Origin of the sequence: Sphaerisporangium sp. NPDC051017 (assembly GCF_040683095.1) — a bacterium.
In the GTDB taxonomy this organism is placed as follows: domain Bacteria; phylum Actinomycetota; class Actinomycetes; order Streptosporangiales; family Streptosporangiaceae; genus Sphaerisporangium.
The window spans coordinates 1-22,513 of record NZ_JBFBCI010000029.1 but is presented as its reverse complement, the minus strand read 5'-3'; the positions used below and the strand labels follow the sequence as shown (position 1 = coordinate 22,513).

25 protein-coding genes are annotated in these 22,513 nt (G+C 68.7%); 22 read left to right on the top strand and 3 right to left on the bottom strand.

Annotated features, from left to right (window positions below; translation table 11 throughout):
- Window positions 1–9: 9 nt before the first annotated feature.
- The 9 genes from iolM to AB0M95_RS22680 all read left to right on the top strand — a co-directional run bounded on the left by iolM (window position 10) and on the right by AB0M95_RS22680 (window position 8,783).
- Window positions 10–1,173 (top strand): scyllo-inosose 3-dehydrogenase, encoded by a 1,164-nt coding sequence (iolM, locus tag AB0M95_RS22720; protein WP_358525154.1) that lies wholly within the window; start codon window positions 10–12, stop codon window positions 1,171–1,173.
- A gap of 88 nt (window positions 1,174–1,261) precedes the next feature.
- On the top strand, window positions 1,262–2,119 hold the full coding sequence (locus AB0M95_RS22715; RefSeq protein ID WP_358525156.1) for a creatininase family protein: 858 nt from the start codon (window positions 1,262–1,264) through the stop codon (window positions 2,117–2,119).
- A gap of 105 nt (window positions 2,120–2,224) precedes the next feature.
- Complete coding sequence (locus AB0M95_RS22710; protein WP_363767864.1) at window positions 2,225–3,055, top strand: mycofactocin-coupled SDR family oxidoreductase; 831 nt, start codon at window positions 2,225–2,227, stop codon at window positions 3,053–3,055.
- Window positions 3,056–3,065: 10 nt separating this feature from the next.
- A complete protein-coding gene (locus tag AB0M95_RS22705) occupies window positions 3,066–3,377 on the top strand; it encodes a Dabb family protein (protein ID WP_363767861.1) in 312 nt (103 codons plus the stop codon).
- Window positions 3,378–3,466: 89 nt separating this feature from the next.
- Entirely contained in the window at window positions 3,467–4,579 is a 1,113-nt protein-coding gene (locus tag AB0M95_RS22700; protein ID WP_358525162.1) for an ABC transporter ATP-binding protein, read from the top strand.
- Window positions 4,576–5,484: an ABC transporter permease gene (locus tag AB0M95_RS22695; protein ID WP_358525165.1), complete on the top strand. Its 909-nt coding sequence runs from the start codon at window positions 4,576–4,578 to the stop codon at window positions 5,482–5,484. The genes AB0M95_RS22700 and AB0M95_RS22695 overlap by 4 nt, the downstream gene beginning before the upstream one ends.
- Window positions 5,477–6,397, top strand: coding sequence for an ABC transporter permease (locus tag AB0M95_RS22690; RefSeq protein ID WP_363767857.1), 921 nt, complete (start codon window positions 5,477–5,479; stop codon window positions 6,395–6,397). The genes AB0M95_RS22695 and AB0M95_RS22690 overlap by 8 nt, the downstream gene beginning before the upstream one ends.
- Before the next feature lie 373 nt (window positions 6,398–6,770).
- On the top strand, window positions 6,771–7,976 hold the full coding sequence (locus AB0M95_RS22685) for an ABC transporter substrate-binding protein (protein ID WP_363767854.1): 1,206 nt from the start codon (window positions 6,771–6,773) through the stop codon (window positions 7,974–7,976).
- Window positions 7,977–8,183: 207 nt separating this feature from the next.
- Window positions 8,184–8,783, top strand: coding sequence for a cupin domain-containing protein (locus AB0M95_RS22680; protein ID WP_363767851.1), 600 nt, complete (start codon window positions 8,184–8,186; stop codon window positions 8,781–8,783).
- A gap of 66 nt (window positions 8,784–8,849) precedes the next feature.
- Here AB0M95_RS22680 and mftR read toward each other — a convergent pair whose 3' ends face one another.
- Window positions 8,850–9,440, bottom strand: a complete 591-nt coding sequence (gene mftR / locus AB0M95_RS22675; RefSeq protein WP_363767848.1) for a mycofactocin system transcriptional regulator — start codon at window positions 9,438–9,440, stop codon at window positions 8,850–8,852.
- Window positions 9,441–9,551: 111 nt separating this feature from the next.
- Between mftR and mftA the strand changes: the two genes are divergently transcribed.
- Genes mftA through mftF form a run of 6 tightly spaced genes read left to right on the top strand, consistent with a single transcriptional unit; the run spans window position 9,552 to window position 15,409 of the window.
- A complete protein-coding gene (gene mftA, locus AB0M95_RS22670; protein WP_358525178.1) occupies window positions 9,552–9,650 on the top strand; it encodes a mycofactocin precursor MftA in 99 nt (32 codons plus the stop codon).
- Window positions 9,650–11,170 carry a mycofactocin radical SAM maturase gene (gene mftC / locus AB0M95_RS22665; protein ID WP_363767843.1) on the top strand — a complete coding sequence of 507 codons (1,521 nt, stop codon included), beginning with the start codon at window positions 9,650–9,652 and terminating at the stop codon, window positions 11,168–11,170. The genes mftA and mftC overlap by 1 nt, the downstream gene beginning before the upstream one ends.
- A 16-nt stretch (window positions 11,171–11,186) precedes the next feature.
- The gene (gene mftD, locus AB0M95_RS22660) at window positions 11,187–12,374 is read left to right on the top strand and encodes a pre-mycofactocin synthase MftD (RefSeq protein ID WP_358525183.1); all 1,188 of its coding nucleotides are present in this window, start codon (window positions 11,187–11,189) and stop codon (window positions 12,372–12,374) included.
- The gene (mftE, locus tag AB0M95_RS22655) at window positions 12,367–13,122 is read left to right on the top strand and encodes a mycofactocin biosynthesis peptidyl-dipeptidase MftE (protein WP_363767839.1); all 756 of its coding nucleotides are present in this window, start codon (window positions 12,367–12,369) and stop codon (window positions 13,120–13,122) included. The genes mftD and mftE overlap by 8 nt, the downstream gene beginning before the upstream one ends.
- On the top strand, window positions 13,119–13,934 hold the full coding sequence (locus tag AB0M95_RS22650; RefSeq protein ID WP_363767836.1) for a mycofactocin-coupled SDR family oxidoreductase: 816 nt from the start codon (window positions 13,119–13,121) through the stop codon (window positions 13,932–13,934). The genes mftE and AB0M95_RS22650 overlap by 4 nt, the downstream gene beginning before the upstream one ends.
- The gene (mftF, locus tag AB0M95_RS22645; protein ID WP_363767833.1) at window positions 13,931–15,409 is read left to right on the top strand and encodes a mycofactocin biosynthesis glycosyltransferase MftF; all 1,479 of its coding nucleotides are present in this window, start codon (window positions 13,931–13,933) and stop codon (window positions 15,407–15,409) included. The genes AB0M95_RS22650 and mftF overlap by 4 nt, the downstream gene beginning before the upstream one ends.
- On the opposite strand, the gene AB0M95_RS22640 is transcribed toward mftF, so the two are convergent.
- Together AB0M95_RS22640 and AB0M95_RS22635 are read right to left on the bottom strand one after the other, a co-directional pair.
- Entirely contained in the window at window positions 15,364–16,152 is a 789-nt protein-coding gene (locus tag AB0M95_RS22640; RefSeq protein WP_363767830.1) for a methyltransferase domain-containing protein, read from the bottom strand. The genes mftF and AB0M95_RS22640 overlap by 46 nt on opposite strands.
- A gap of 160 nt (window positions 16,153–16,312) precedes the next feature.
- Window positions 16,313–16,900 (bottom strand): hypothetical protein, encoded by a 588-nt coding sequence (locus tag AB0M95_RS22635; protein ID WP_363767827.1) that lies wholly within the window; start codon window positions 16,898–16,900, stop codon window positions 16,313–16,315.
- Window positions 16,901–17,974: 1,074 nt separating this feature from the next.
- Between AB0M95_RS22635 and queC the strand changes: the two genes are divergently transcribed.
- From queC to AB0M95_RS22600, 7 genes are all read left to right on the top strand, one after another.
- Complete coding sequence (gene queC / locus AB0M95_RS22630; protein ID WP_363767824.1) at window positions 17,975–18,679, top strand: 7-cyano-7-deazaguanine synthase QueC; 705 nt, start codon at window positions 17,975–17,977, stop codon at window positions 18,677–18,679.
- Window positions 18,679–19,371, top strand: coding sequence for a 6-carboxytetrahydropterin synthase (locus tag AB0M95_RS22625; RefSeq protein ID WP_363767821.1), 693 nt, complete (start codon window positions 18,679–18,681; stop codon window positions 19,369–19,371). The genes queC and AB0M95_RS22625 overlap by 1 nt, the downstream gene beginning before the upstream one ends.
- Window positions 19,368–20,093, top strand: a complete 726-nt coding sequence (locus AB0M95_RS22620) for a 7-carboxy-7-deazaguanine synthase QueE (protein WP_363767818.1) — start codon at window positions 19,368–19,370, stop codon at window positions 20,091–20,093. The genes AB0M95_RS22625 and AB0M95_RS22620 overlap by 4 nt, the downstream gene beginning before the upstream one ends.
- A 45-nt stretch (window positions 20,094–20,138) precedes the next feature.
- A complete protein-coding gene (gene folE / locus AB0M95_RS22615) occupies window positions 20,139–20,753 on the top strand; it encodes a GTP cyclohydrolase I FolE (RefSeq protein WP_363767815.1) in 615 nt (204 codons plus the stop codon).
- Window positions 20,750–20,920 carry a hypothetical protein gene (locus AB0M95_RS22610; RefSeq protein ID WP_363767812.1) on the top strand — a complete coding sequence of 57 codons (171 nt, stop codon included), beginning with the start codon at window positions 20,750–20,752 and terminating at the stop codon, window positions 20,918–20,920. The genes folE and AB0M95_RS22610 overlap by 4 nt, the downstream gene beginning before the upstream one ends.
- A 151-nt stretch (window positions 20,921–21,071) precedes the next feature.
- A complete protein-coding gene (locus AB0M95_RS22605; RefSeq protein WP_363767809.1) occupies window positions 21,072–21,854 on the top strand; it encodes a reverse transcriptase domain-containing protein in 783 nt (260 codons plus the stop codon).
- Window positions 21,847–22,344, top strand: a complete 498-nt coding sequence (locus tag AB0M95_RS22600; RefSeq protein WP_363767806.1) for a galactosyltransferase-related protein — start codon at window positions 21,847–21,849, stop codon at window positions 22,342–22,344. Before AB0M95_RS22605 ends, AB0M95_RS22600 begins: the two co-directional genes overlap by 8 nt.
- Window positions 22,345–22,513 lie beyond the last annotated feature (169 nt).

The window sequence follows — 22,513 nt, the reverse complement described above, 5'->3', positions numbered from 1 at the left end:
GGAGTCGAGATGAAGGCAGTGGTACTCGAGGCCGAGTGGGCGCCGCGCCCAGGTGCGCGGATCTCTGAGGCCGATGCGAAGCGGCAGTGGGCGGCGAACGCCAACGAGGCGTACCGCAACCCGGCCGTGGACTTCCGGGAGGTCTCCGACCCGGGCGCGCCCGGGCCGACCGAGGTAGTGGTCCAGGTGGGTGCCTGCGGCCTGTGCGGCTCGGACGTCCACATGTTCGAGACCGACGACGAGGGCTACCTGCTGCTCCCGTACCACCTCAAGGCGCCGGTGATCACCGGTCACGAGTTCGCCGGCAAGGTGGTGGCCGTGGGCCGCGAGGTGACCGGCCTGCGTGAGGGCGAACTCGTCGCCGTCGAGGAGATCCAGTGGTGTGGGCGCTGTCGCGAATGTCGCGGCGGCTACTGGAACCAGTGCGGCTACATCGAAGACCTCGGTTTCACCCTCGACGGAGGCTTCGCCCAGTACGTCAAGGTCGACTCCCGGTACTGCTGGTCGCTCGACGGCGTGCTGCAGCGGTACGGCAGCGAGGAGAAGGCACTCGAGGTCGGCGCGCTCACCGAGCCCACCAGCGTCGCCTACGAGGGCATGTTCACCCGGGCCGGCGGCTTCAAGCCCGGTGGCGTCGTCGCCGTCTTCGGTGGCGGACCGATCGGCCTCGCCTCGGTCGCCCTGGCCAAGGCCGCAGGAGCCTCCCAGGTCTTCGCGGTCGACATGATCGCCGAGCGCCGCGACCTCGCTGCCGCGCTGGGCGCCACCCGCGTCATCGACCCGGCGGCCGAGAACGCCGCCGACGTGATCGCCGAGGCGACCAAGGGTGTCGGCGCAGCCATGGTCGTCGAAGCCACCGGCAACTTCAACGCGGTGATCAACGCAGTCGAGGACTCCCTGGCGGTCGGCGGCAAGATCGTGATCGTCGGCATGGACGCCCGGCCCACGACCTTCAACTCGATCCGCCTGATGCTCACGGGCGGACAGATCCACGGCACCGTCGGCCACTCCGGGTCCTGGGACTTCCCGAACGTGATCGCGCTGATGGCCTCGGGCGCCATCAGCATGGAGAACGCGGTCACCCACCGGTTCCCACTGGAGAAGCTCGTCGCCGCCGTCGACGAGACCAAGCGTCGCACCAACGGCAAGATCCTCGTCAAGCCCCAGCTCTGAGACCACCGGCTGGGCCGACTTCGCGGCTCGGCCGCCGCGCGGGAGCCGCATCCGGCCGCCCGCTCCATCCGATCAGGAGTGTATTGCCATGATCCAACTACATTCGCGACTGCTCAGCGACCTGGCGCCGCCGGACATCCAGGAGTACCTCAAGACAAACGACACGATCATCATCCCGCTGGGCTCGGTCGAGATGCACGGCCCGCACCTGCCGATCGGCACCGACATCTACAACGCCCAGGAGGTGTGTCGGCGCGCTGCCGACATCGCCGGCGTGCTCTACGCCCCGCCGATCTGGACCGGCTACAGCCCCCAGCACCTGCGCGAGCCCGAGAACGGGATGGGCACCATCACCTTCCGCGGTGAGACGGTGCGCCGAGTCATCTACGACACGGCCCGATCGCTGATCCACCACGGCTTCAACCGGCTGATCTTCGTCAACGGCCACACCTCGAACACCAAGGTGACCGACTCGGTCTTCCGGCACCTGCGCTACGAGACCGGCGCCTTGGTCGGCATGTTCAAGCCCTACGGCGAGCGCTACCTCGGCATCATCGAGGACCTTATGGAGAACACCCCCGAGGAGACTCCGGGCTGGCACGCCAGTGAGCAGGAGACCTCGATCATGATGGCCTACAAGCGGGAGAACGTGAAGCTCGACCGCGCCGTCGACGCCCGCGGGCACGCCCCGCACTGGCTGCCCGAGTCGTTCAAGAAGGACGACGCCAGCCCGGACGCCGCCTTCAAGGGCTACGAGTACTTCTACTTCCCGATGGACCACCAGGAGATGGCCGAACACGGGATCATCGGCAACCCCTTCCGCGCCACCGAGGAGAAGGGCCACGCCATCTTCGACCGGTTCGCCCAGTACCTCGCCGAGGCGCTGGAGGAGCTGAAGCAGGTGAAGGTTAGCATCAAGCAGCGCGAATTCGTGCTCAAGGCCTGACCCACTCCGGATAGCGCCGGACCTGCCGGAACGGCACCAACGACACCAAGACTGATTCGGCGGCGGGCTTCTGATCGAGCCTGCCGCCGGGGTGAGGAGACCATCATGGGCAAGCTGGACGGCAGGGTCGCGTTCATCACCGGCGCGGCTCGGGGCCAGGGGCGTTCGCACGCCGTGACGTTGGCCAAGGAGGGTGCCGACATCATCGCAGTCGACATCTGCGCACCCGTGGAGTCCGCTCCTTACGAGATGGGCAGTCGCGACGAGCTCGCCGAGACCGGGCGACTCGTCGAGGAGGCCGGCGGAAAGATCATCACCCGCGTCGCCGACGTGCGGGACCTCGACGCGCTCACCGCCGCCGTTGAGGCCGGGGTGGCCGAGTTCGGCCGGCTTGACATCATCCTCGGCAACGCCGGTGTGTGTACCTACGGCGAGCTGGCGACGATGAGCGTCGAAAAGTTCGAAGAAATGATCGACATCGACCTGACCGGCGTCTGGAAGACCGTGCGAGCCGGCGTCCAGGCGATGATCGAGGCCGGCAACGGCGGGTCGATCGTGCTCACCAGCTCGACGGCGGGTCTGCGTAACCTCAACCAGATCGGCCACTACGTGGCCGCCAAGCATGGTGTCACCGGCCTGGCCAAGGCCCTGGCCAACGAGCTGGCCCCGCACGACATCCGGGTCAACTCGATTCACCCCAGCAACTGCCGGACCCCGATGATGACCAATATCGGCGTCCGCAAGATGTTCCGGCCCGACCTCGAGAACCCGACTCTCGAGGACGCCAAGGCCGGCTACGGCAGCATCCACCTGCTTGACACGCCGTGGGTGGAGCCGCAGGACGTCAGCAACGCGATCCTGTTCCTGTGCTCGGATGAGGCTCGCTACATGACCGGCGGCGCGATCCCGGTCGACGCCGGCATGCTCGCGAAGTGACGCCGGTGACGTGAGCTTCACCCACATCGTGCTGTTCACCTGGTCCTCCGAGGCTGAACGGCACAACCAGACCGTGGCCAAGGCGTTGCGGGAATTCACCCCCGGCCTGGAGGGCGTCGTGTCCTATCGCTGCGGCGGCGACGCCGGGGTCACGGACACGAACGCCGACTTCGCGATCGTGGCGGACTTCGCGTCGCGGGAAGCGTTCGAGGCCTACCGCGACCATCCCGAACACCAGCGGATTCTCCGCGAGGAGATCGCTCCCCATCTCAAGAGCAAGTCCGTCGCCCAGTGGTGGGTGACGGGTACGGAAGCCACCTGAGGCATTCCGTCGGGGACGTCGCGGCAGGGGGGTCGTGACGCCCCGGCGCCGACAGTGGCACCTGCGTCATCGTCGATGAGAGAGTTGCTATGCCTGCCGAGACAATCTCGCCTGCCGAGGCTCAGAGTACACCCGAGGCGGCCGGAGCGTCCCCACCGGTGGTGGAGTTGCGCCAGGTGCGCAAGGTCTACCCGGGGACCGCTCATCCCGCGGTGGATGACGTGTCGATCATCATCAACGAGGGCGAGTTCTTCTCGATCCTCGGGTCGAGCGGGAGCGGTAAGACCACCACTCTGCGGATGATCGCCGGCTTCGAACAGCCCACGGGCGGCCAGGTCCTGCTCAGCGGTGTCGACGTGAGCGGGGTTCCGGCGAACCATCGTGATGTCAACACCGTCTTCCAGAACTACGCGCTGTTCCCCCACATGAAAGTCCGGGCGAATGTCGCGTACCCGCTGAAGATGAAGCGCGTGTCGCGCGCCGAGATCGGGCCCCGCGTCCAGGAGGCGCTCGAGCGCGTCGACATGGCCTCCTATGCCGACCGGCTCCCACACCAGCTCTCCGGCGGGCAGCGGCAGCGAATCGCATTGGCCCGGGCACTGGTCGGGCGCCCACGACTGCTGCTGCTCGACGAGCCTCTCGGTGCGCTCGACTTCAAACTCCGCGAGAGCATGCTGGGACTGCTCAAGCGACTGCAGCGCGAGGTCGGCATCACGTTCGTCTACGTGACCCACGACCAGGGCGAGGCCCTGGCGATGAGCGACAAGGTCGCCGTCATGAGCAAAGGCCGGGTGGAGCAGATCGGAACTCCACAGGAGATCTACCGGGTTCCGGCCACCTCCTTCGTCGCAGGCTTCATCGGGAAGACCAACCTGCTGCGGTGCCAGGCAGCGGGACCGACCTCGGCGCGTTCCGGGTCGATGCGGTTCGCGACGTCCTCGGCCTGCTCGCAGGGCACCTTCTCGGTGAGCGTGCGTCCCGAAGCCATCGTCGTCGGCGACGACGCCCGTAGCTGCGCCAACCACTTCTCGGGGGTCGTGGACGACGTCGCCTTCCTCGGTCACGTCTACGAGCTGCAGGCGGTGGTGGGAGACCAGCGCCTGACCCTGCGCGTGGACGAGTTCAACGGAGCGCGCGGAGACGTCATCGACATCGGCTGGTCCGCAGAGGCCACTGTGGTGGTCGAGGAGGCCGGGCCGTGACCGCGGCCGTTGGGAGCCCGGCGACGTCCGGCATCGCGACCCGCCCGCGGACCGGACTGCCCGCCTGGGTCGGCCGCACCTTCCAGCTGGCTCCCGCGTTGGTGTGGATCGCTGTGCTGGTGCTGGTGCCGAACCTGTTCCTGCTTCTGTACAGCTTCTGGACCAGCAGCTACGGAGTGGTGGTCCCGGAGCTCACCACAGCCAACTACACGGCGCTGTTCAGCTCCGAGGTGTTCTGGATCCTGTTGCGGCGCACTCTCGTCATCGCCCTGGTGTCCGCCGCTCTGGCGACCGTGATCGCCTACGCCGCGGCCTACGTCATCGTCCGCAGGTTCGGGCGCTACAAGTTGCTCGCGGCGCTGCTCATCCTCATCCCGCTGTGGGTCAGCTACCTCATGCGGGTCTTCGCCTGGAAGATCATTCTCGGCGACAACGGCTTTCTCGCCGGTGTCCTGAGGACGCTGGGGTTCGGCCCCGACGCCACATCGCTGTTCCTCTACTCGCAGACCTCGATGATCATCACGCTGACCTACGTGGCGATCCCCTACGCCTTCCTCTCCACCTACACCGCGCTCGAGCGGGTCCCCCCACATCTGTTGGAGGCGGCCGCGGACTGCGGCGCCGGCGCCTGGACCCGCTTTCGCACCGTGATCCTGCCGTTGACCAGGCCCGGGGCCGCCGTCGGCTTCGCCATCGCCTTCGTCCTGGTCTTCGGCGACTACGTCACTCCAGCGATGGTCGGCGGGCTCGACGGCACCATGCTCGGCACCCTCGTGCTGCAGCAGTTCGGGCCGGGCAGCGACTGGGCGGGCGGATCCGCCGTCGGCATCACCATCATCGCGACCGGGTTGCTGCTGTTGGCCGTGATCTCGCTCTTCACCCGACTGGAGGCCCGCCTTGACTAGCGGAATCCTGAGCCGACCGGGCCGGGCCCCGTCCATCACGCGACCCGACCGCACAACGGCCACGCGCTCGAAGCTTTGGGGGCGCGTCGGCACCACGGTGGCGGTCGTCTTCCTCGGCCTGCTCTTCCTCTACCTCTACGCGCCGCTCTTGGTGACGATGCTGTTCTCGTTCGCCTCGAACAAGGTGCAGACGCTGCCGATCGAGGGCTTCACCTGGTCCTGGTACGGCGCCCTGTTCGCCGACGCGCAGATGCTCGACGCCATCCGGTACAGCCTGCTCGTGGCCGTGGTCAGCGTGTCCATCAGCGCCGTCGCCGGGCTCGGATTCGCGCTGCTCGCCCAGCGGGTCAAGGTCAGAGGCGGAGGCGTGATCTCAGCGTTGTCGGCCGCGCCGATGGTCGCCCCGGGGATGGTCCTTGGCATCTCGCTGCTCGTGGTGTTCAACCTGATCGGCGTCCAGCCGGGCTTCCTGACGATCGCCGTCGGCCACGCCGCCTTCGTGACTCCGCTCGTGAGCTTTGTCATTCAGCAGCGGCTGAAGGTCGCAGACCTCTCGCTCGAAGACGCCTCACGCGATCTGGGGGCCGGGCCCTTGCGCACCTTCTGGCACGTCACGCTGCCGGGCGTCCGGGTAGCGCTTCTCGCCGCCTGCCTGTTGGGGTTCACGCTGTCGATGGACGAAATCGCCGTGACCTACTTCCTCGCGGGGACACAGCCGACGCTGCCGGTATACGTATGGGGCCTGGTGCGCTTCGGCTTCACCCCGGAGGTGAACGCGGCATTCACCCTGATCGGTGGCGGCTCCCTGCTCCTGCTGGCTCTGGCGGGGGTTCTGATGCTCGTCAGCGCCAGGCGGGCACGCAGGCAGCAGGCGACCGGCGCACCCTCCGATCGGACCGCCGAACAGCTCTGATCGACCACGGCCGTCCCGTGGGGGACGGCCTCGCGAACTCGCGGCCGGTCGTCGCTCAACGTCGGCTGGCCGCTGTCGACGTCGATGAAGCCTGTTCAGGTGCTGGCCAGGATCGCCGGCAACGCCCTGTCGCTACAAGGTCGCGCTCGGAGTACCGGTCGATTTCGGCCTAATGTGCGGCCATTTTGATCGGTTACGGCTGTGAAACATAGATGCCGACAGACTTGACCGGATGTTCGGTTCAGCCGTAGTTTCACCGGCATTAGCACGCCAGACGTTCGGAAGAGCGGATCACAGAGTCCGGAAGTCAGGCGAGACGAGCGGCGGACCACTGGGGTTCCGCGGCAGATCGCGGCAGTTCTAGGAGGCCACGATGGAACGCAACGTGCTCGACCGGGCGCTGGGTCGCCCCCTTACGCGACGCAACCTGCTGCGCGGAGGCGTGATGCTGGGTGCGGCCGTCGCTGCGGCACCGGCGCTCGCGGCCTGCGGCGGAGGCGGCGCCTCGAGTTCGCGTGATCAGCGGACGCTGAACATCCTGACGTGGGAGACCTACCATGACCCGGCCTGGCTGGCCGAGGTCAAGCAGGCCACCGGCATCACCGTCAACGCGGTCACCGCCGGCTCGGCGGGGGAGATGGTCGCGAAGGTCCGAGCCGCTCCCGCCCAGTACGACCTGGTAATGGTCACCGCCGGTGTCTACCGCGATTACACCGCATCCGACCTGCTCGTGCCGGTGGACGAGGCCCGGGTTCCCGGCCTGTCCGACAAGATCCGACTGAGTTTCGACTGGCGAGGCGCCGCGACCGTCGACGGCAAGCGGTACGGGATCCTCTACAACTGGGGCAACCAACCACTCGTATACGACGACTCGGTTGCGAACTCGCCGGCTGCCTCCAAGTACAAGAATTCCGACGGCGTGGTCGGTGACTGGAACATCCTCTGGGACCCGGCGTTCGCTCGAAAGGTCTCGGTGTTCGACGACCCCGTCTCGGTCCTGCCGATGATCCCGCTCTCTCTCGGCATCGCCGACCCCTACCACCTCTCCGACGCCGACTTCGCGCGGATGAAGGACAAGCTGATGGCGCTGCGTCCGCAGATCCGGCGGCTGACCAGCGGGTTCAACGACCAGACCACCCAGTTCGCCAACGGTGAGGCCCGGCTGGGATACCTCAACAACATCACCAGCGTCTCCTCGCTCGCCGGCCAGGGCAAGAAGCTCAACGTCAACAACACGCCGGGTGCCGGCGTGCCCGCCTGGACCGACAGCTACGCCATCACCAAGGCCGGGGCCGAACGACTGGACGCGGTCTACCAGTTCATCGCCTACACCTTGACGGTGCCGTGGCAGGCCCGTTTCGTCGCTGCCAGCGGGAACGCGGGGGTGCTGGACGGCCAACAGGCCGGCTCGGCCGAGGCGCAGCGGGCCGGCCTCACGCCGGAGAGACTTGCCGCCACCCAGATTCCCGCGACGGCGGCGGGCGACGCCTTCTTCAGCAAGATGAAGTTCTTCCAGACGACGGAGAACCAGCAGGCCAGGCTCAACCTCTGGAACGAGTTCAAGTTGGGTCTCGGCTGATGGAGGAGAGATGCCCGAACGCGCCGCGGCGAGATGCCGGCATTCAGAGAACCGAACGACGCGCCCCAGCCACGACCCGGAGGTGAGGGTGTCCGAGTATGCTTGTCACAAAGGTATAGACCTATACGCCCCCCGAACTCACGATCAAGGCTCGTCGGGGCGGAACACCGGTGCGACCGGTACCGGCAGAGAGGGGAGCGAGCGCAGGTGACCGACGAGGTCAACGAGCCGTCGATCGGTGAGCGACTCCGGGAACTCCGGTCCGCGCACGGCCTCTCCATCCGCGCCCTGTCCGAGCGTGCCAAGGTCTCGACCTCGGTGATCAGCGAGGTCGAGCGGGGCAAGACCGAGCCGTCGATCTCCACGCTGAAGCACCTTGCGACCGCGCTCGGCACCAGCATCACCTACTTCTTCACCTCGCCGGCGCAGAGCAACGGGCACGTCATTCGGGCCGACGACCGCAAGACCATCATCGCATCGCAGCCCTCGACCGGCGACGGGCGCTCGTCGATCGAGGCCAAGGGGATCCGTTTCGAGTTGGCCAGCCCTGATGCCTCCGAAGTGCTCGAGGCGCTGTACGGGCGCTACGAGAAGGACGCCAGTACCGGCGAGGAGATGTACACGCATGATGGCGAGGAGTGGGCGATGGTGCTCGCCGGTCGTTTCAAGATCACTCTCGGCGACGAGGTGTACTTCCTCGACCCTGGCGACTCGATCTGGTTCAAGAGCAACATCCCGCACCGGATCACCAACGTCGCCGACGGGGTCAGCGAGTACATCTGGATGAACACGCCGAAGTCCTTCTGACCGCTCCAACGGCGATCACCTTTCGCCGCCGCCTTGGTTCTGACGCAGGCCGGCGGGATCTCTGCCTCAGAGGTACCGGCGAAGGCCGGCGAGTGCGGAGTCCAGGAGTTGGGGGAGGGAGGCGTCCTCGCTGTCGAGCCACTGCTCGTACGCCGACAGCGCCATCCCCAGGCTCACGTACCCCGCCGTCCTCGGCAGCAGGTCGTTGGCGGACAGGCCATACCTGCCGGCGACGTACTCGGCGATGACCCGGCGCCACGCGGCGTATTTGAGCACTGAGTGCGCCTGCAGCGCAGGGGTGGTGAGCAGCAGCCTCATGCGCTGGCGATGCTGCGGGATCGCGGCCTCATCCAGGTGATTGAAGTCGAGTACGGCCCGGTGCACCGCCTGATACACGGGGACGTCGAGGGGCGTGGCCTCCAGAAACTCGCGCAGGTGCACGAGGCCGGCGTCGAACTGCCCCCACGGGATGTCGTTCTTGGACGGGTAGTACCTGAACAGTGTCCGTCGCGCGATGCCGACGGCCTCGGCGATCGCGTCCACCGTCGTCTCCTCGAACCCTCGCTCGGCGAACAGGCGGAACGCCACCCGCTCGATCGCGGCATGGTCGGTCGCGGGGCGGCGCCCCGGCGTCATCTGCCTTGATCGGCTGTTCACAAGCCCTGAAGGTAGCAGTTTCACACGGGGTCTTCCTTTTTTGCCCTCGGTGCATTAAATATTTGTTGCACTTGGTGCCGTAACTGCGGCGCCCCCGACGAAGGAGCAGTCATGGAAGACACGGTCACCCCAGCCGAGGCGACTGAGGAGCTCACGGCGGAGACGCTGATCGAAGAGGTGTCGATCGACGGCATGTGCGGCGTCTACTGATGACCGATCATCTGGATGAGGCCTGGGAGCTTTCTCCCAGTTTGGCCCTGCGGCCAGAGCCGTTCGGGGCATTGGCCTACCACTTCGGCAACCGACGTCTGACCTTCCTCAAGCGCACCGAACTCCTCTCGGTCGTCCGCGCTCTCGCCGGCCACCCCGACGCCCGTACAGCGCTGGCCCACGTCGGAGTTCCCACCGATCGGTGGCCGGCGTACGCCGAGGCGTTGCGGGGCCTGGCGTCCGCCGACATGATCAGACCGCGCACGGGGGGAAGGGGGCCGCGGGAAGAGCCGGCGGCGGCCGCTCCGGCGCGGTCCGGGGCGGCGAGCGGATCGCTGGTCGAGCGGTTCGAGCACGGCCTGGATGCTCCCATCTGCCTGACCTGGGAGCTCACGTACGCCTGCAACCTGTCATGTGTGCACTGCCTGTCGTCCTCGGGGCGGCGTGACCCGCGTGAGCTCAGCACCGAGCAGTGCGAGGCGGTGATCGACGCGTTGCAGGCCATGCAGGTCTTCTACGTCAACATCGGCGGCGGGGAGCCGACGGTGCGGCCCGACTTCTGGCACCTGCTGGAGTACGCCGTGAGCCACCAGGTCGGGGTGAAGTTCTCGACCAACGGGGTGCGCTTGACACCTGAGCGTGCACGGTACCTGGCAGCTACCGACTACGTCGACGTGCAGGTCTCACTTGACGGTGCCACGCCCGAGGTCAACGATCGCGTGCGCGGGCCAGGCTCGTACGCGACGGCGATGCGGGCGCTGGACAACCTGGCCGCGGCCGGGTTCGCCAACGCGAAGCTGTCGGTAGTGGTGACCCGGGAGAACGTGGGCCAACTGGACGAGTTCAAGGCCATCGCGGACGAGCGCGGGGCGACGCTCCGGCTCACCCGGCTGCGCCCGTCGGGACGGGGCGCCGACGTGTGGCACGAGCTGCATCCCACGGCGGCCCAGCAGCGCGAGCTGTACGAGTGGCTGCTGCGTGCGGGCGAGAACGTGCTCACCGGCGACTCGTTCTTCCACCTGGCGGGCTACGGCGAATCGCTGCCGGGGCTGAACCTGTGCGGGGCGGGCCGGGTCGTCTGCCTCATCGACCCCCTCGGCGACGTGTACGCGTGCCCGTTCGCGATCCATGACCGCTTCCGCGCCGGCAACGTGCTCTCCGACGGCGGGTTCGCCGCCGTCTGGCGCGACTCGGAGCTCTTCCGGGAGCTGCGATCGCCGCAGACCTCCGGCACCTGCACCGGATGCCGCTTCTTCGACTCCTGCCGTGGCGGGTGCATGGCGGCCAAGTTCTTCACCGGGCTGCCGCTGGACGGTCCCGATCCCGAATGCGTGCAGGGCCACGCGACCGACGCTCTCGCGGCGGCGGGCCGTACGGTGCCCAAGCCCAGCCAGGACCACTCACACCACACTAAGAGCCGGCCGGTTCCGGTGCGCATCGGACGCCGCCCCGCCGGCCCACCCGTGCATGCATGCGTGGAGAGCCCGCTGGCCGGATTCACTCCCTCACACGACGTGTAGCAAAGAAAGAGATCCTATGGCTGCGAACGCATGGTTCGAGACGGTGGCGGAGGCGCAGCGCAGAGCGCGGCGCCGCCTGCCGAAGTCGGTGCACTCGGCGCTGCTCGCGGGGTCGGAGCGGGGCCGGACGTACCGCGACAACATGGCCGCGTTCGCCGAACTCGGATTCGCGCCGCACGTCGCGGATCTACCGGCCAAGCGCGACATGGCCACCACCGTGATGGGCCAGCAGATCGCACTACCGGTGCTCATCTCGCCCACGGGGGTGCAGGCCGTGCACCCGGAGGGGGAGGTGGCGGTGGCGCGCGCGGCGGCGGCACGCGGAACGATCATTGGGTTGAGCAACTTCGCCAGCAAGCCGGTCGAGGAGGTCGTGGCCGCCAACCCGCAGACCTTCTTCCAGATGTACTGGATGGGCACCAAGGACTCCATGACCGCTCACATGCAGCGGGCCCGCGCGGCCGGAGTCAAGGGACTCATCGTGACCCTGGACTGGACCTTCTCCCATGGCAGGGACTGGGGCAGTCCGTGGATCCCGGAACGACTCGACCTCAAGGCGATGGCGCGCTTCGCGCCGCAGGTACTGTCGCGGCCACGGTGGCTGCTCGACTTCGCCAGGACCGGCCACCTGCCCGACCTGACCGTCCCCAACGTGGCCGAGCCCGGCCAACCGGTGCCGACGTTCTTCGGGGCGTACGGTGAGTGGATGCAGACGCCCCCACCGAGCTGGCAGGACGTGCGCTGGATGCGCGAGCAGTGGGACGGCCCGTTCATGCTCAAGGGCATATCCCGGCTCGACGACGCCCGCCGTGCGGTGGACATCGGGGTCACGGCGATCTCGGTGTCGAACCATGGCGGGAACAACCTGGACGGCACACCCGCCACCATCCGGCTCCTGCCGGCCATCGCCGACGCGGTCGGCGACCAGGTCGAGGTCCTGCTCGACGGCGGTGTCCGCCGGGGAGGCGACGTGGTCAAGGCCCTCGCGCTCGGCGCGCGGGCCGTGATGATCGGACGCGCCTACCTGTGGGGCTTGGCGGCGAACGGCCAGGCGGGCGTGGAAAACGTGCTGGACATCCTGCGCGGCGGGATCGACTCGGCGCTGCTAGGACTCGGCCGGGCGTCCATCCAGGACCTGGAACGCGGCGACGTGGTGATCCCGCCCGGTTTCACCCGTGAGATCGGCTCCCCGCACGATGAGTGAGAGGGGGGACGAAGGCGGCCTGGCGGACCTGTCGTGGTCCGCGCTGCCGCCCTCGCCGACCGTTCTGGTGCCACTCGGATCCACCGAGCAGCACGGCCCGCACCTGCCCCTTCACACCGACACGGCGATCGCGACGGCGGTGGCGCGAGCCGCCGCCGCTCGCCTTCACACGGCGAGGCCACCTGCCCCCGTCCTTGTGGCGCCCGCCATCGCGTACGGTGCCAGCGGCGAGCACCAGGACTTCCCCGGCACGATGTCCATCGGTCACGACGCCCTCCAACTCCTGCTGGTCGAGCTCATCCGGTCCCTGTCCCGTTGGGCCGGGCAGGTCGTGTTCGTCAACGGGCACGGCGGAAACCTGGACGGCCTCGCCGCCGCAGTGGTACAGATGCGGCACGAAGGACACGACGCGGTCTGGGCGCCCTGCACGGCCGGCGACACCGATGCCCACGCCGGCCACACCGAGACCTCGCTCATGCTGCACCTGGCCCCGCACCTGGTGGACATGACCCGGGCCGAGCCGGGCAACCTCACCCCGCTCGCCGAGCTCATGCCCGAGCTCACCACCAAGGGCGTCGCCGCCGTATCACCCTCCGGCATACTCGGCGATCCCACCACCGCCTCCGCCGAAAAGGGCCACTGCATACTCGATCAGATGGCCGACGATGTGGCCACCCGCATCCGACACCGGCGGGTGGACCGCACTGGTCGCCTCCAGCCTTTGGACGCGACGACATGCCGGACGTGAGCGACCAGAGCACCGGGTTCCGAGTCGCCCTGGTGACCGGGGCGGCCCGCGGGATCGGAGCCGCCGTCGTCCGGGCACTGTGCGCCAGGGGCTATCGCGTGGTCGCGGTCGACTCCTGCGCGGCGGACGGACCGGACCGGCCTGCCGGAGTGACCTACCCGCTCGCGGCAATGGGCGACCTGGAGTCGCTGGTGAGCGACCACCCCGACGCGGTAGTGCCGTACATCGCGGACGTACGCGACCGCGAAGCCTTGGCGGGAGCCGCGGCAATGGCGATGGACCGCTTCGGCCGAATGGACGCGGCCGTGGCCGCCGCGGCCGTCATGCTCGGCGGCCTGCCACTGTGGGAGACCCCGGCGGCACATGTAAGCACGCTCTGGGAGACCGATGTGCTGGGAGTATGGAACACGGCCGCGGTGTGCGTCCCGCATATGCTGGCCGGGCCCGAGCCGGGCGGATGCCGCTTCGTCGCGGTGGCCTCGGCCGCCGGCTCGCATGGGTTGTTCCGCCTGGCGGCGTACACGATGGCGAAGCACGCTGTGGTCGGGCTGGTGCGCGGGCTCGCGGCCGACCTGGTGGGCACCGGGGTAACGGCGGCGGCCGTATCCCCCGGCTCGACCCGTACGCCTATGCTCACCGCCACCGCCGAGGTGTACGGCCTGGACGGCGTGGACGATTTCGCGCGGTCTCAGCTGCTGCGCCGCCTGATCGACCCTGCTGAGATCGCCGAGACCATCGCATTCTGCTGCTCTCGTGAGGGAGGCGTCGTCAACGGGTCGGTGGTGTCGGCGGACGGAGGATTCACCCCATGAGCGGTGCCGATCACCCCGCGTCCCACTCGCTGCCGAAGGGCTTCGCCGTCCGGCTGAACCGTCACGTCCGCGTTCGCGACAGCGGTCGCACCCTGGTCGGTGGCACGCCAACGCGTGTCGCCCACCTCGCCGACCGGGCAAGGGAACTGATCGTCGACCGCACGGTACGGGTGCGCGACCACGCCTCCGCCACGCTCGCCGACCGGCTGCTGGAGACCGGAATGGCCGACCCCGTCGTCGAGGAGCTACCCGACCTCGATCTGTCCCAGGTGACGGTCGTCGTACCGGTTCGCGACCGCCCCGCCGCGCTGAACAGGCTGCTGGTCTGCATCGCCGACCGGCACCGCGTGATCGTCGTCGACGACGCCTCGGAGGACCTCGCTGCCATCGCCGAGGTAGCGTCCGCGCATCACGCCGAGCTCGTACCACTGGCCCAGAACGCTGGGCCCGCTGCCGCACGCAATGCGGGCCTGCGCCGGGTCACCACCCCCTACGTCGCCTTCGTCGACTCCGATGTCGTCCTCGAAACCGACGCGCTGCCGATCCTGCTCCGGCACTTCACCGACCCCCGCGTGGCCATGGCCGCCCCGCGCGTGCTGGGGCTGCGACTGCCGGGCCGGGACCCGTGGATCCGCCGCTACGAGGACGCGCGTTCCTCCCTCGACCTCGGCACGGAACCCGGGATCGTCCGCCCTCGCGCGCCGGTCTCCTGGGTTCCCAGCGCCTGCCTCCTGGCCAGGGTGGACGCGCTGGGCCACGGGTTCACTGCCGAGATGCGCGTCGGCGAGGACGTCGACCTGGTCTGGCTCCTCGCGAACCACGGGTGGCGCATCCGCTACGAGCCCTCCTCCGTCGTCCGGCACGAGCACCGCACGGCCGTCCGCGACTGGCTACGGCGCAAGGCCTTCTACGGCACAGGCGCACATCTGCTCGCCCAGCGCCACGGTTCCAACGTCGCACCGGCCGTACTGGCCCCCTGGAGCGCGGGCTTCGCCCTCGCGCTGCTCGCCCAGCGGCGCTGGTCACTCCCGGTCGCCGGCATGATCTTCGCTGTGGCCACCGCACGGATCTCGGCCAAGGTCAAGGGCAGCGACCACCCGACTCGGCTCGCCCTGCGCCTGACCACCGACGGAGCCGTCGCCGCCGCGTGGCAGACCGCCGCGCTCCTCCTGCGCCACTGGTGGCCACTCGCCGCCGTCGGCTGCCTGTTCTCCAGGAGACTACGCCGGGCAATGATCGCGGCCACCGTGCTCGACACCGTGGTCGACCTCCGGCGTACCAGGGCCCACCTCGACCCGTTCCGGTACGCCCTCGCCCGCCGCCTGGACGACGCCGCGTACGGCTGCGGCGTGTGGTACGGCGCGATCCGCGGCCGCTCACCAAGAGCCCTGCTCCCCGACATTCAAGGGGCTCGTTTCAACCTGGCGCGCTATGAGGTGGTGATCGGGCGGTGGAAGAGGGCGGTCAGGAGGTAGGGGAGGCCGAAGACGTCGGCGGTTTCGGGGTGTTCGGTCATGGGGCGGAGTTCTACCTCGGTGAGGTCGTGGAAGAGCCAGCGGAGGTCGTCCGGGGTGAAGGCGAGTCCTCCGTGCAGGTGGCCGTCGCGGTAGAGGGCGTCGTCGGGGAGTTCGGAGCCCACGGCCGCTCCGGCGGCGAAGCAGGTGAGCGCGAAGTGGCCGCCGGGGGCGAGTACGCGGTCCAGGAGGGCGCGGTAGGTGACCCGGCGGTGCGGGGGCAGGTGGTGCAGGCAGCCGGAGTCGTAGACCAGGTCGTAGGGGCCGGCGAGCAGGCCGGGGGTGAAGGCGTCGCCGCGGAGGAAGCGGACGTCGGCGCCGGCCTCGCGGGCGCGTTGGCCGGCCCAGGCGACGGCGGTGGCGGAGAGGTCGACGGCGTCCACCTCGAAACCGGCGGACGCCAGGTAGATGGCGTTGCGGCCCGGCCCGCAGCCGAGGTCCAGCGCGCGCCTGGGGGCGGGGAGTCCGCGTTCGTCCATGTGTCCGGGGGTGAGGAGTCCGCGGTTCATGTAGGACGCGAGGTTCTCGTCGGGCTTGGTGGCGAAGAAGGGGACCGGCCTGGAGCGGTCGGTGTAGAAGTCGTCCCACCAGGTCGAGGCGTTGGCCGTCCAGCGGTCCGCGTCGGAGGCGAAGAACCGGTCCATCAGGTCCATGACGTCGTCCATGGAACGGATGGAGCGGTTGGTCGGTATGGCGCGGTTCACGTGGAGGATCCTTCGATGGTGTGTCGGCCGGACTCTCCGACAATCCTCGGCCGTTCTGTGCTGAGGCACGCGGTCGTCCGGCGTGGATCGACGGGGGCGTACGGATGGGGCCGGTCCCGTTTGGCAACCGTCGCAGTCCGTCAGGGCCGGTTTAACGCTACTACGCCGCCAGAACGGTGCGGGCGCGCTCGCGGAAGTCGCGAGCCGCAGGGACGGAGTGGTCGGCGAGCCGGGTCGCCAGTTCGAGCAATGGCGCCGTGGTGCGATGGGAACTGATCGCTTCTGTCAGGTCCAGGGCGTCGCCTGCTGTCGCGCAGGCCAGCTCGATGTGTCCCTGTTCGAACTGCACGTCTGCCTGGCGGGTCAGGTACGGAGCGCGAGTGCGGACACACGACGGGTCGAAAAGTGCGTGGGCTTGGGCGAAGGCGGCTTCGGCCAGGCCCGGCTGGTTCATGTCGCGCAGGCTGGATGCCCGTGCCCCCAGGATCTCGGCATGGTCGAACCAGTACACCCAGTCGGGGTCGTTGTAATCTCCGGCCTTGTCCAGGAGCTCTTCTGCGCGATCGAAGTCCGCCCAGCACCGCGCATCGGCGAGGTGGGCGCGTGCCCGTCCGCGTCGGGAGGTGAGCATCGCCTCGACACGGGGAGTGGTACGGCCGCGAGCGGCTGCGAGGCCGGCGGACGCCATCGCCTCTGCGTCGCGTAGGCGGCCGGTGTTGTAGGCGGACACCGTCCAGAACGCGAGCACGTTCGCGCCCAGCGCGGTGTCTCCGGAGCTGTGTGCGGCGCGCAGAGCGGTTTCGAAGAGACTGTCGGCGATTTGCCTTGGACGTCGAGAAGGGCTGCGGCCCGCTGCCGGGCGAGGTCAGATGCGACTGCGTATAGGCGGGATCCGTGTTCGTGGGTGTACGACCGGTCGTGGAGGAGCCCTGTTGCCAGGGCGAGCGCGGCGGCGGTTTCGGCGAGGATGGTTCCGCCACCGTCGGCGTCGTCCATCCTGCGCAGCACCTGTGCTCGCCCCTCCAGGCGCGAGATGGCTGTTTCGCCGATGCGACGTCCTCGGGTGATCTGTCCGGCCGCTGCTGGATCGGCTGTCATCCAGGCGAGCAGCGAGGCGGTAAGCGTTGCACCGGCAATTACGCCAAGTTCCCTTCGTGTGGCGTCCACTACACCCACACCCCCTGCGACATCGTTGAGCGACTGGGCGCTCCCGAGGGTCGTCCAGGGCCGTTGTATGGGCCGCTGGGCGGGGTCCTCGGACAGCCACTCAGGCCATGGTCGCTCATCAAGGGCCGCGGATGGAATACCGAGCAACTCGGCGATGAGGACCTGCGTCTGCCGGTCCGGTGTCCGGCCATGCTCCCAGTACCAGACGCCGTCGCGTCCGGTGCCCAGCGGGTGCCGGCGGTCCTTGCCGAGTTCGCGCAGGCGACGTGCCATCTCCGTCTGGGACCAGCCGCGGACCTCGCGGGCGCGTTCGAGCAGATAGCCGCGGCTTTCACGGGCACCTTTCGGCTGAGAGCTGACGTGCATCTACGCCTCCGGTAGGCGCTAACTGAACACGTGCGGTATTGGCAGTGTAACGATGCAGCTTCGCCTGCCGCCGAGCAAGAGCTGTTGCTACCTGTTGCGGGCAGGCGCAGCGCACAGCAACGCAAAGGGCCTTTCCGCCGATCCTCGCCTGCGTCAACGTTGGCACGGACCGCCACCAGTCGGCTGCGTTGGAGCATCGCCCCAGCGCGCGCCGCTTCCGTGTGGGCGGACTCACTCCACTGCTCCGGTGCCGAGCGGCCCCGGGGGATCTCGAAGGGTTTTACGGGAGATGACTGGACATGTGCCGCGTCATGCGGTCGTGATCGCTTCCGGCGGGTTGGACAGCTCCGCTGTGGCGTACTTGCTGGCGTCCCAAGGTGCCAGGGTGAACTTGCTGTCCTTCGACTACGGCCAGCGTCACCGCAAGGAGCTGCAGTACGCCGCCCTTATCGCCGAGCAGCTTGGGGCGCCACACGAAGTGGTCGAGTTGAGCGGGCTTGGACGCCTCCTGGGAGGGTCGGCGCTGACCGACACGACGGTGGTCGTCCCGGACGGGCACTACAGCGATGAGAGTATGCGAATCACGGTCGTCCCCAACCGCAACGCGATCATGCTGTCTGTGGCGGCGGGAGTCGCTGTCGCGTCGAAGGCGGATGTCGTCGCGTTCGGCGCCCATGCCGGGGACCACGCCATCTACCCCGACTGCCGGCCGGCGTTCCTGGAACAGCTCGCCGCGACGATCCGCGTCGGCAACGAGGGCTTCCTCGCTGAAGACTTCCAGCTCTTGGCGCCGTTCCTGACCGTCACGAAGGCCGACATCGTGGCGGCGGGGGCGGAACTGGGCGTGCCGTTCGAGCTGACGTGGTCGTGTTACAAGGGAGGCGACCTGCACTGCGGTACGTGCGGGACCTGCTGGGAACGCAGGGAGGCGTTCCAGATGGCAGGCGTTGCGGACCCCACCCGTTACGCGACCGCGGCCGTAGGGGAGCGCTGATGAGCGGCCTGTGGCGCATCGGGAAGACGTTCCGCTTCGAAGCCACCCGCGAGGTGGCCGGTCGGCTCGACGGTCGTACCTTCACCGCGGAGGTCGTGCTGGCCTCCGCGACATTGTCCAGCCCAGGGCTCGTCGTCGACTTCGGTGTGCTGGCGCCGGTGAAGAAGCACATCGGCGCCGTGCTTGACCATCAGCTGCTCAACGAGGTCGTGCCCGACCCCAGCGACGACGGCCTCGCGCAGCATCTGACCATATGGGCCCGGGATCATCTTCCGCCTGAGGCCTCCTCGGTCCTCCAGCACGTCCGCATTCAGACGGGCAGGCCGACATCGCTGGCTGCGCGCACGGCGGTGGACTTCGACGCCTCCCACCGCCTCGACGGCCTGCCCCCGGGGCATCAGTGCGGCCGGCTCCACGGGCACTCCTACCGGGTCATCCTCCCGGCCGAGGAGCCGGCGTGGCCCGCTCCCGCCAGCATGCCGCCGTTCCTCGCGGACTACATCGCCGGCGAGCTCGACGGCCGCCTGCTCAATGACCTCTTCGGGTTCAACCCCACCTGCGAGCACCTGGCCGAGTACTTCGCACGCTGGCTGTACGAGCGGGACGTCATCGACTCCGACGGGCATCCCGTCATGGTGCGGGTGTCCGAGACGGAGAGCACCTGGGGGGAGTACCAGGGGAGGCCGGAATGACGGCTGCGCTTGTCGGTGTGCCGCGCGGGCGCCGCACGCTGAGGATCGCGGAGACGTTCGCCCATACCGTCCAGGGCGAAGGGATCAGTACCGGCGTTCCTGCGGTCTTCATCCGCTTCTCGCTCTGCAACCTCACCTGCGGCGGCTGCGACAGCCCCTACACCTGGGACACCGGCAGATTCGACCTTCGTGCCGAGTCGTCCTGGCGCGAGGTCGACGACCTTGTCGAGTGGGCCGTGAAGCGTCCGGAGAAACTGGTGGTCGTCACAGGCGGCGAGCCGCTCCTGCAACCGGGCGTGCTGCCGTTGGTCCAGGACCTGCGTGCTGCCGGCCGGGATGTGGAGATCGAGACCAACGGCACCATAGCCCCGGTGCCTGAGCTCGTCTCGGCCGGGCCGTGGTTCAACGTCTCGCCCAAGCTGTCCGGTTTCGGCTGCGGCATGCGGGAGGAGAAACGTATCGTTCCGGCCGCGCTGCGGGCCCTCGCCTCCAGCGGCCGGGCGCGCTGGAAGTTCGTCGTGCAGGATCCCGGCGAGTTGGCCGAGATCGCCGCGCTTGAGGCGGCGTACGGGCTCGCCCCCATATCCGTCATGCCGGAGGGCACGACCCCGGAGGCCGTCCTGGAAGGGATGCGGACCTTGGTGACGCCGGTCGTCGAGCGGGGCTGGCGGCTCGGGACCCGTCTGCACGTTCTTCTGTGGGGTGATGAACGTGGCCGGTGAGCCCCGATCCCGCGCCGCCGATCAGCGAACGGCGGTGAGCGCGGCATGACCACCGACCTCGCACCCGAGGCCGTGCCCGACCGACCCGTGATCGACCAGGAGCAAGTCGCCGACCTGTACCGGCAGTTGCTGCGGGCCCTCGGAGAGGACCCCGACCGGGACGGGCTGAAGGACACCCCCAGGCGGGTGGCCCGCTGGTGGTCGGAGTTCCTTGAACATGACCCGGGCAGCACGGACACGCTCTTCACCCACGAGCAGGCCAGCGCGGACGGCGAGGAGATCGTGATCGTCTCCGGCATTGTCGTGGCATCGCTGTGCGAGCACCATCTGCTGCCGATGACGCTCAACGTCACCGCCGCCTACCGCCCGGCCGGCCAGGTCCTTGGCCTGTCGAAGATCGCCAGGATCGCCCAGGCCCACGGCCACCGCCTGCAGCTCCAGGAACGAATCGTCAACGGCATCGCCGAGGACCTCGCCAAGGCCACCGGCGTCCCGGACGTCGCGGTGGCGGCGACCGGCACGCACGCGTGCATGAGCATGCGCGGTGTCCGCGCGGCCGGCGCGGTCACCACCTCCGTCACCACTCGCGGTCGCTTCACCATCAGCGAGCCCTTGGCCCATGCGTTCCGCCGGGTCGCGCTGAAAGGAGTCGCTCCGTGACCGGTACTGAACGCGCACACGGTGCCGAGGCGTGGGTGATACCCCAGGCCACCCCCGTCGGCCCGATGCCGCAAGGTCTGCTGACGTTCACCGCTCCGGCGCGCGCCACGGGCCTGGAAGCGTCACGGCGTCAGGAGCTGCGGTCGGGAGACGAACATGGCCTCTGACATGACGACGCCTGGGTGGGGCCGTCGTTCCGACTCTCCAAGACCGCGCGTGTTGGGAAGCGGCCCGTTGAAGGAGGGCGGGATCGTTCCAGCCACCCAGGCTGGTTCCACTGTAGCGCCCGGCTTGCCATTTGTGGCGGCGCATTCGCTGATGCCGTTCCTGATCCAGCCAATCCATCTCAAGCGCGCGGCCCGAGAGTGCATGCGGCGGGCCTCGTCTCCGGGCGCCGACGGGCTCAGCTGGGCGGGGTTCCGCGCTGGGCTGCGCGAGCGGCTGGAGGAGTTGGGCGGGCAGCTGCGCGACGGGACGTGGCGGCCCGGGCCGCTGCGGGCATCGCATGTCGTCGCGTACACCGGCAAGCGCATCGACACGGTGATCCCCACGGTCCGCGACCGCGTGGTCCACCGAGCGATGCGCCGGGCCGTCGAACCTGTCCTGGACGCCAGTGCACTGGCGCCGTGGGTCTCGGGGTTCAGGAGAGGCCGTAACCGGCTCACCTCCGTCAGGCAGGCCGCTGCGCAACTGGACCAGGGCCGGACCTGGGTCGTCGACGTCGACGTTCAGCGTGCATCGGCCGGTGCCACAACGGAAGAGGTCATCGGCTGGCTGGCCGACCACGTCTACGACGGCACGTTCCTGGGCCGGGTCCGCACGGCTCTCGACGTCCTGCCCGACCCGATCGCGCCGGGGTGCGGGTTGAGCCCGATGCTCATCAATCTGCGCCTGTCCCGGGTCGACGCCCAGATCCAGGGCTTCGCCGCGGTCCGCTTCGCGGACAACTACTGCCTGTTCGCCTCCAGCCGCTATGAGGCCGTCGAGGCGTACGACGCGCTGACAGCGGCGCTCGCCACGGTGGGCCTGAAGGCGCACCCGGACAAGAGCCGTATCCGTTCCTCGGCGCACGCCGAGGACCTGTTCCTGATCAGTGGGTGAGCCTCATGTCCCTGTATTCCACGGCGGCAAGCAGCTGTACACCGGCGTCGTACTGGACGGACCGACCACCGGCCGGCCCCTGGATGAGACCGACGACTTCCAGAAGCTCGGCCACGGGGCCACCTATCTGGACTGGGACCTGCCGCGCACGGTGGTCACCGCGCTGCTGGCCGTGCCGCGCGAGAAGGTCGTCGACGTCGGCGGCTTCGACCCGGCCTTCGGCCGTATCGGGTGGGGCATGGAGGACACCCATCTCGGCGCGGCCCTGATCGCCTCCGGCTGCATGGTCATCCCGCTGCGGCAGTGCATCGGCTTCCATCTCGACTCCCCGGACGCCGACGCTCAGTGGCAGACCAAGCTCGCCGGCTGGCCGGACACGCTGGCCTACTACCGGATGCTGCTCGATGGCCCCGCCCCGTCGGGCCACGCCGACGCGTTCCACGCCCACGCCGAGCGGCTCCTGGCCGACGCCGAGGTGATCACCCGATGACGCTACGGATCTTCGCCTCCGCCACGTTCGGCGACACGCCCCTGGTATACGACCCGGCCACCGAACTCACCCACTGTCGACGATCACGGAATTGCGCAGCGGTGAGGCGGTTGCAATCACGTAATTGAGCATGCCGATCACGTAATTGACCCTGTTCAGGGCGTGCGTG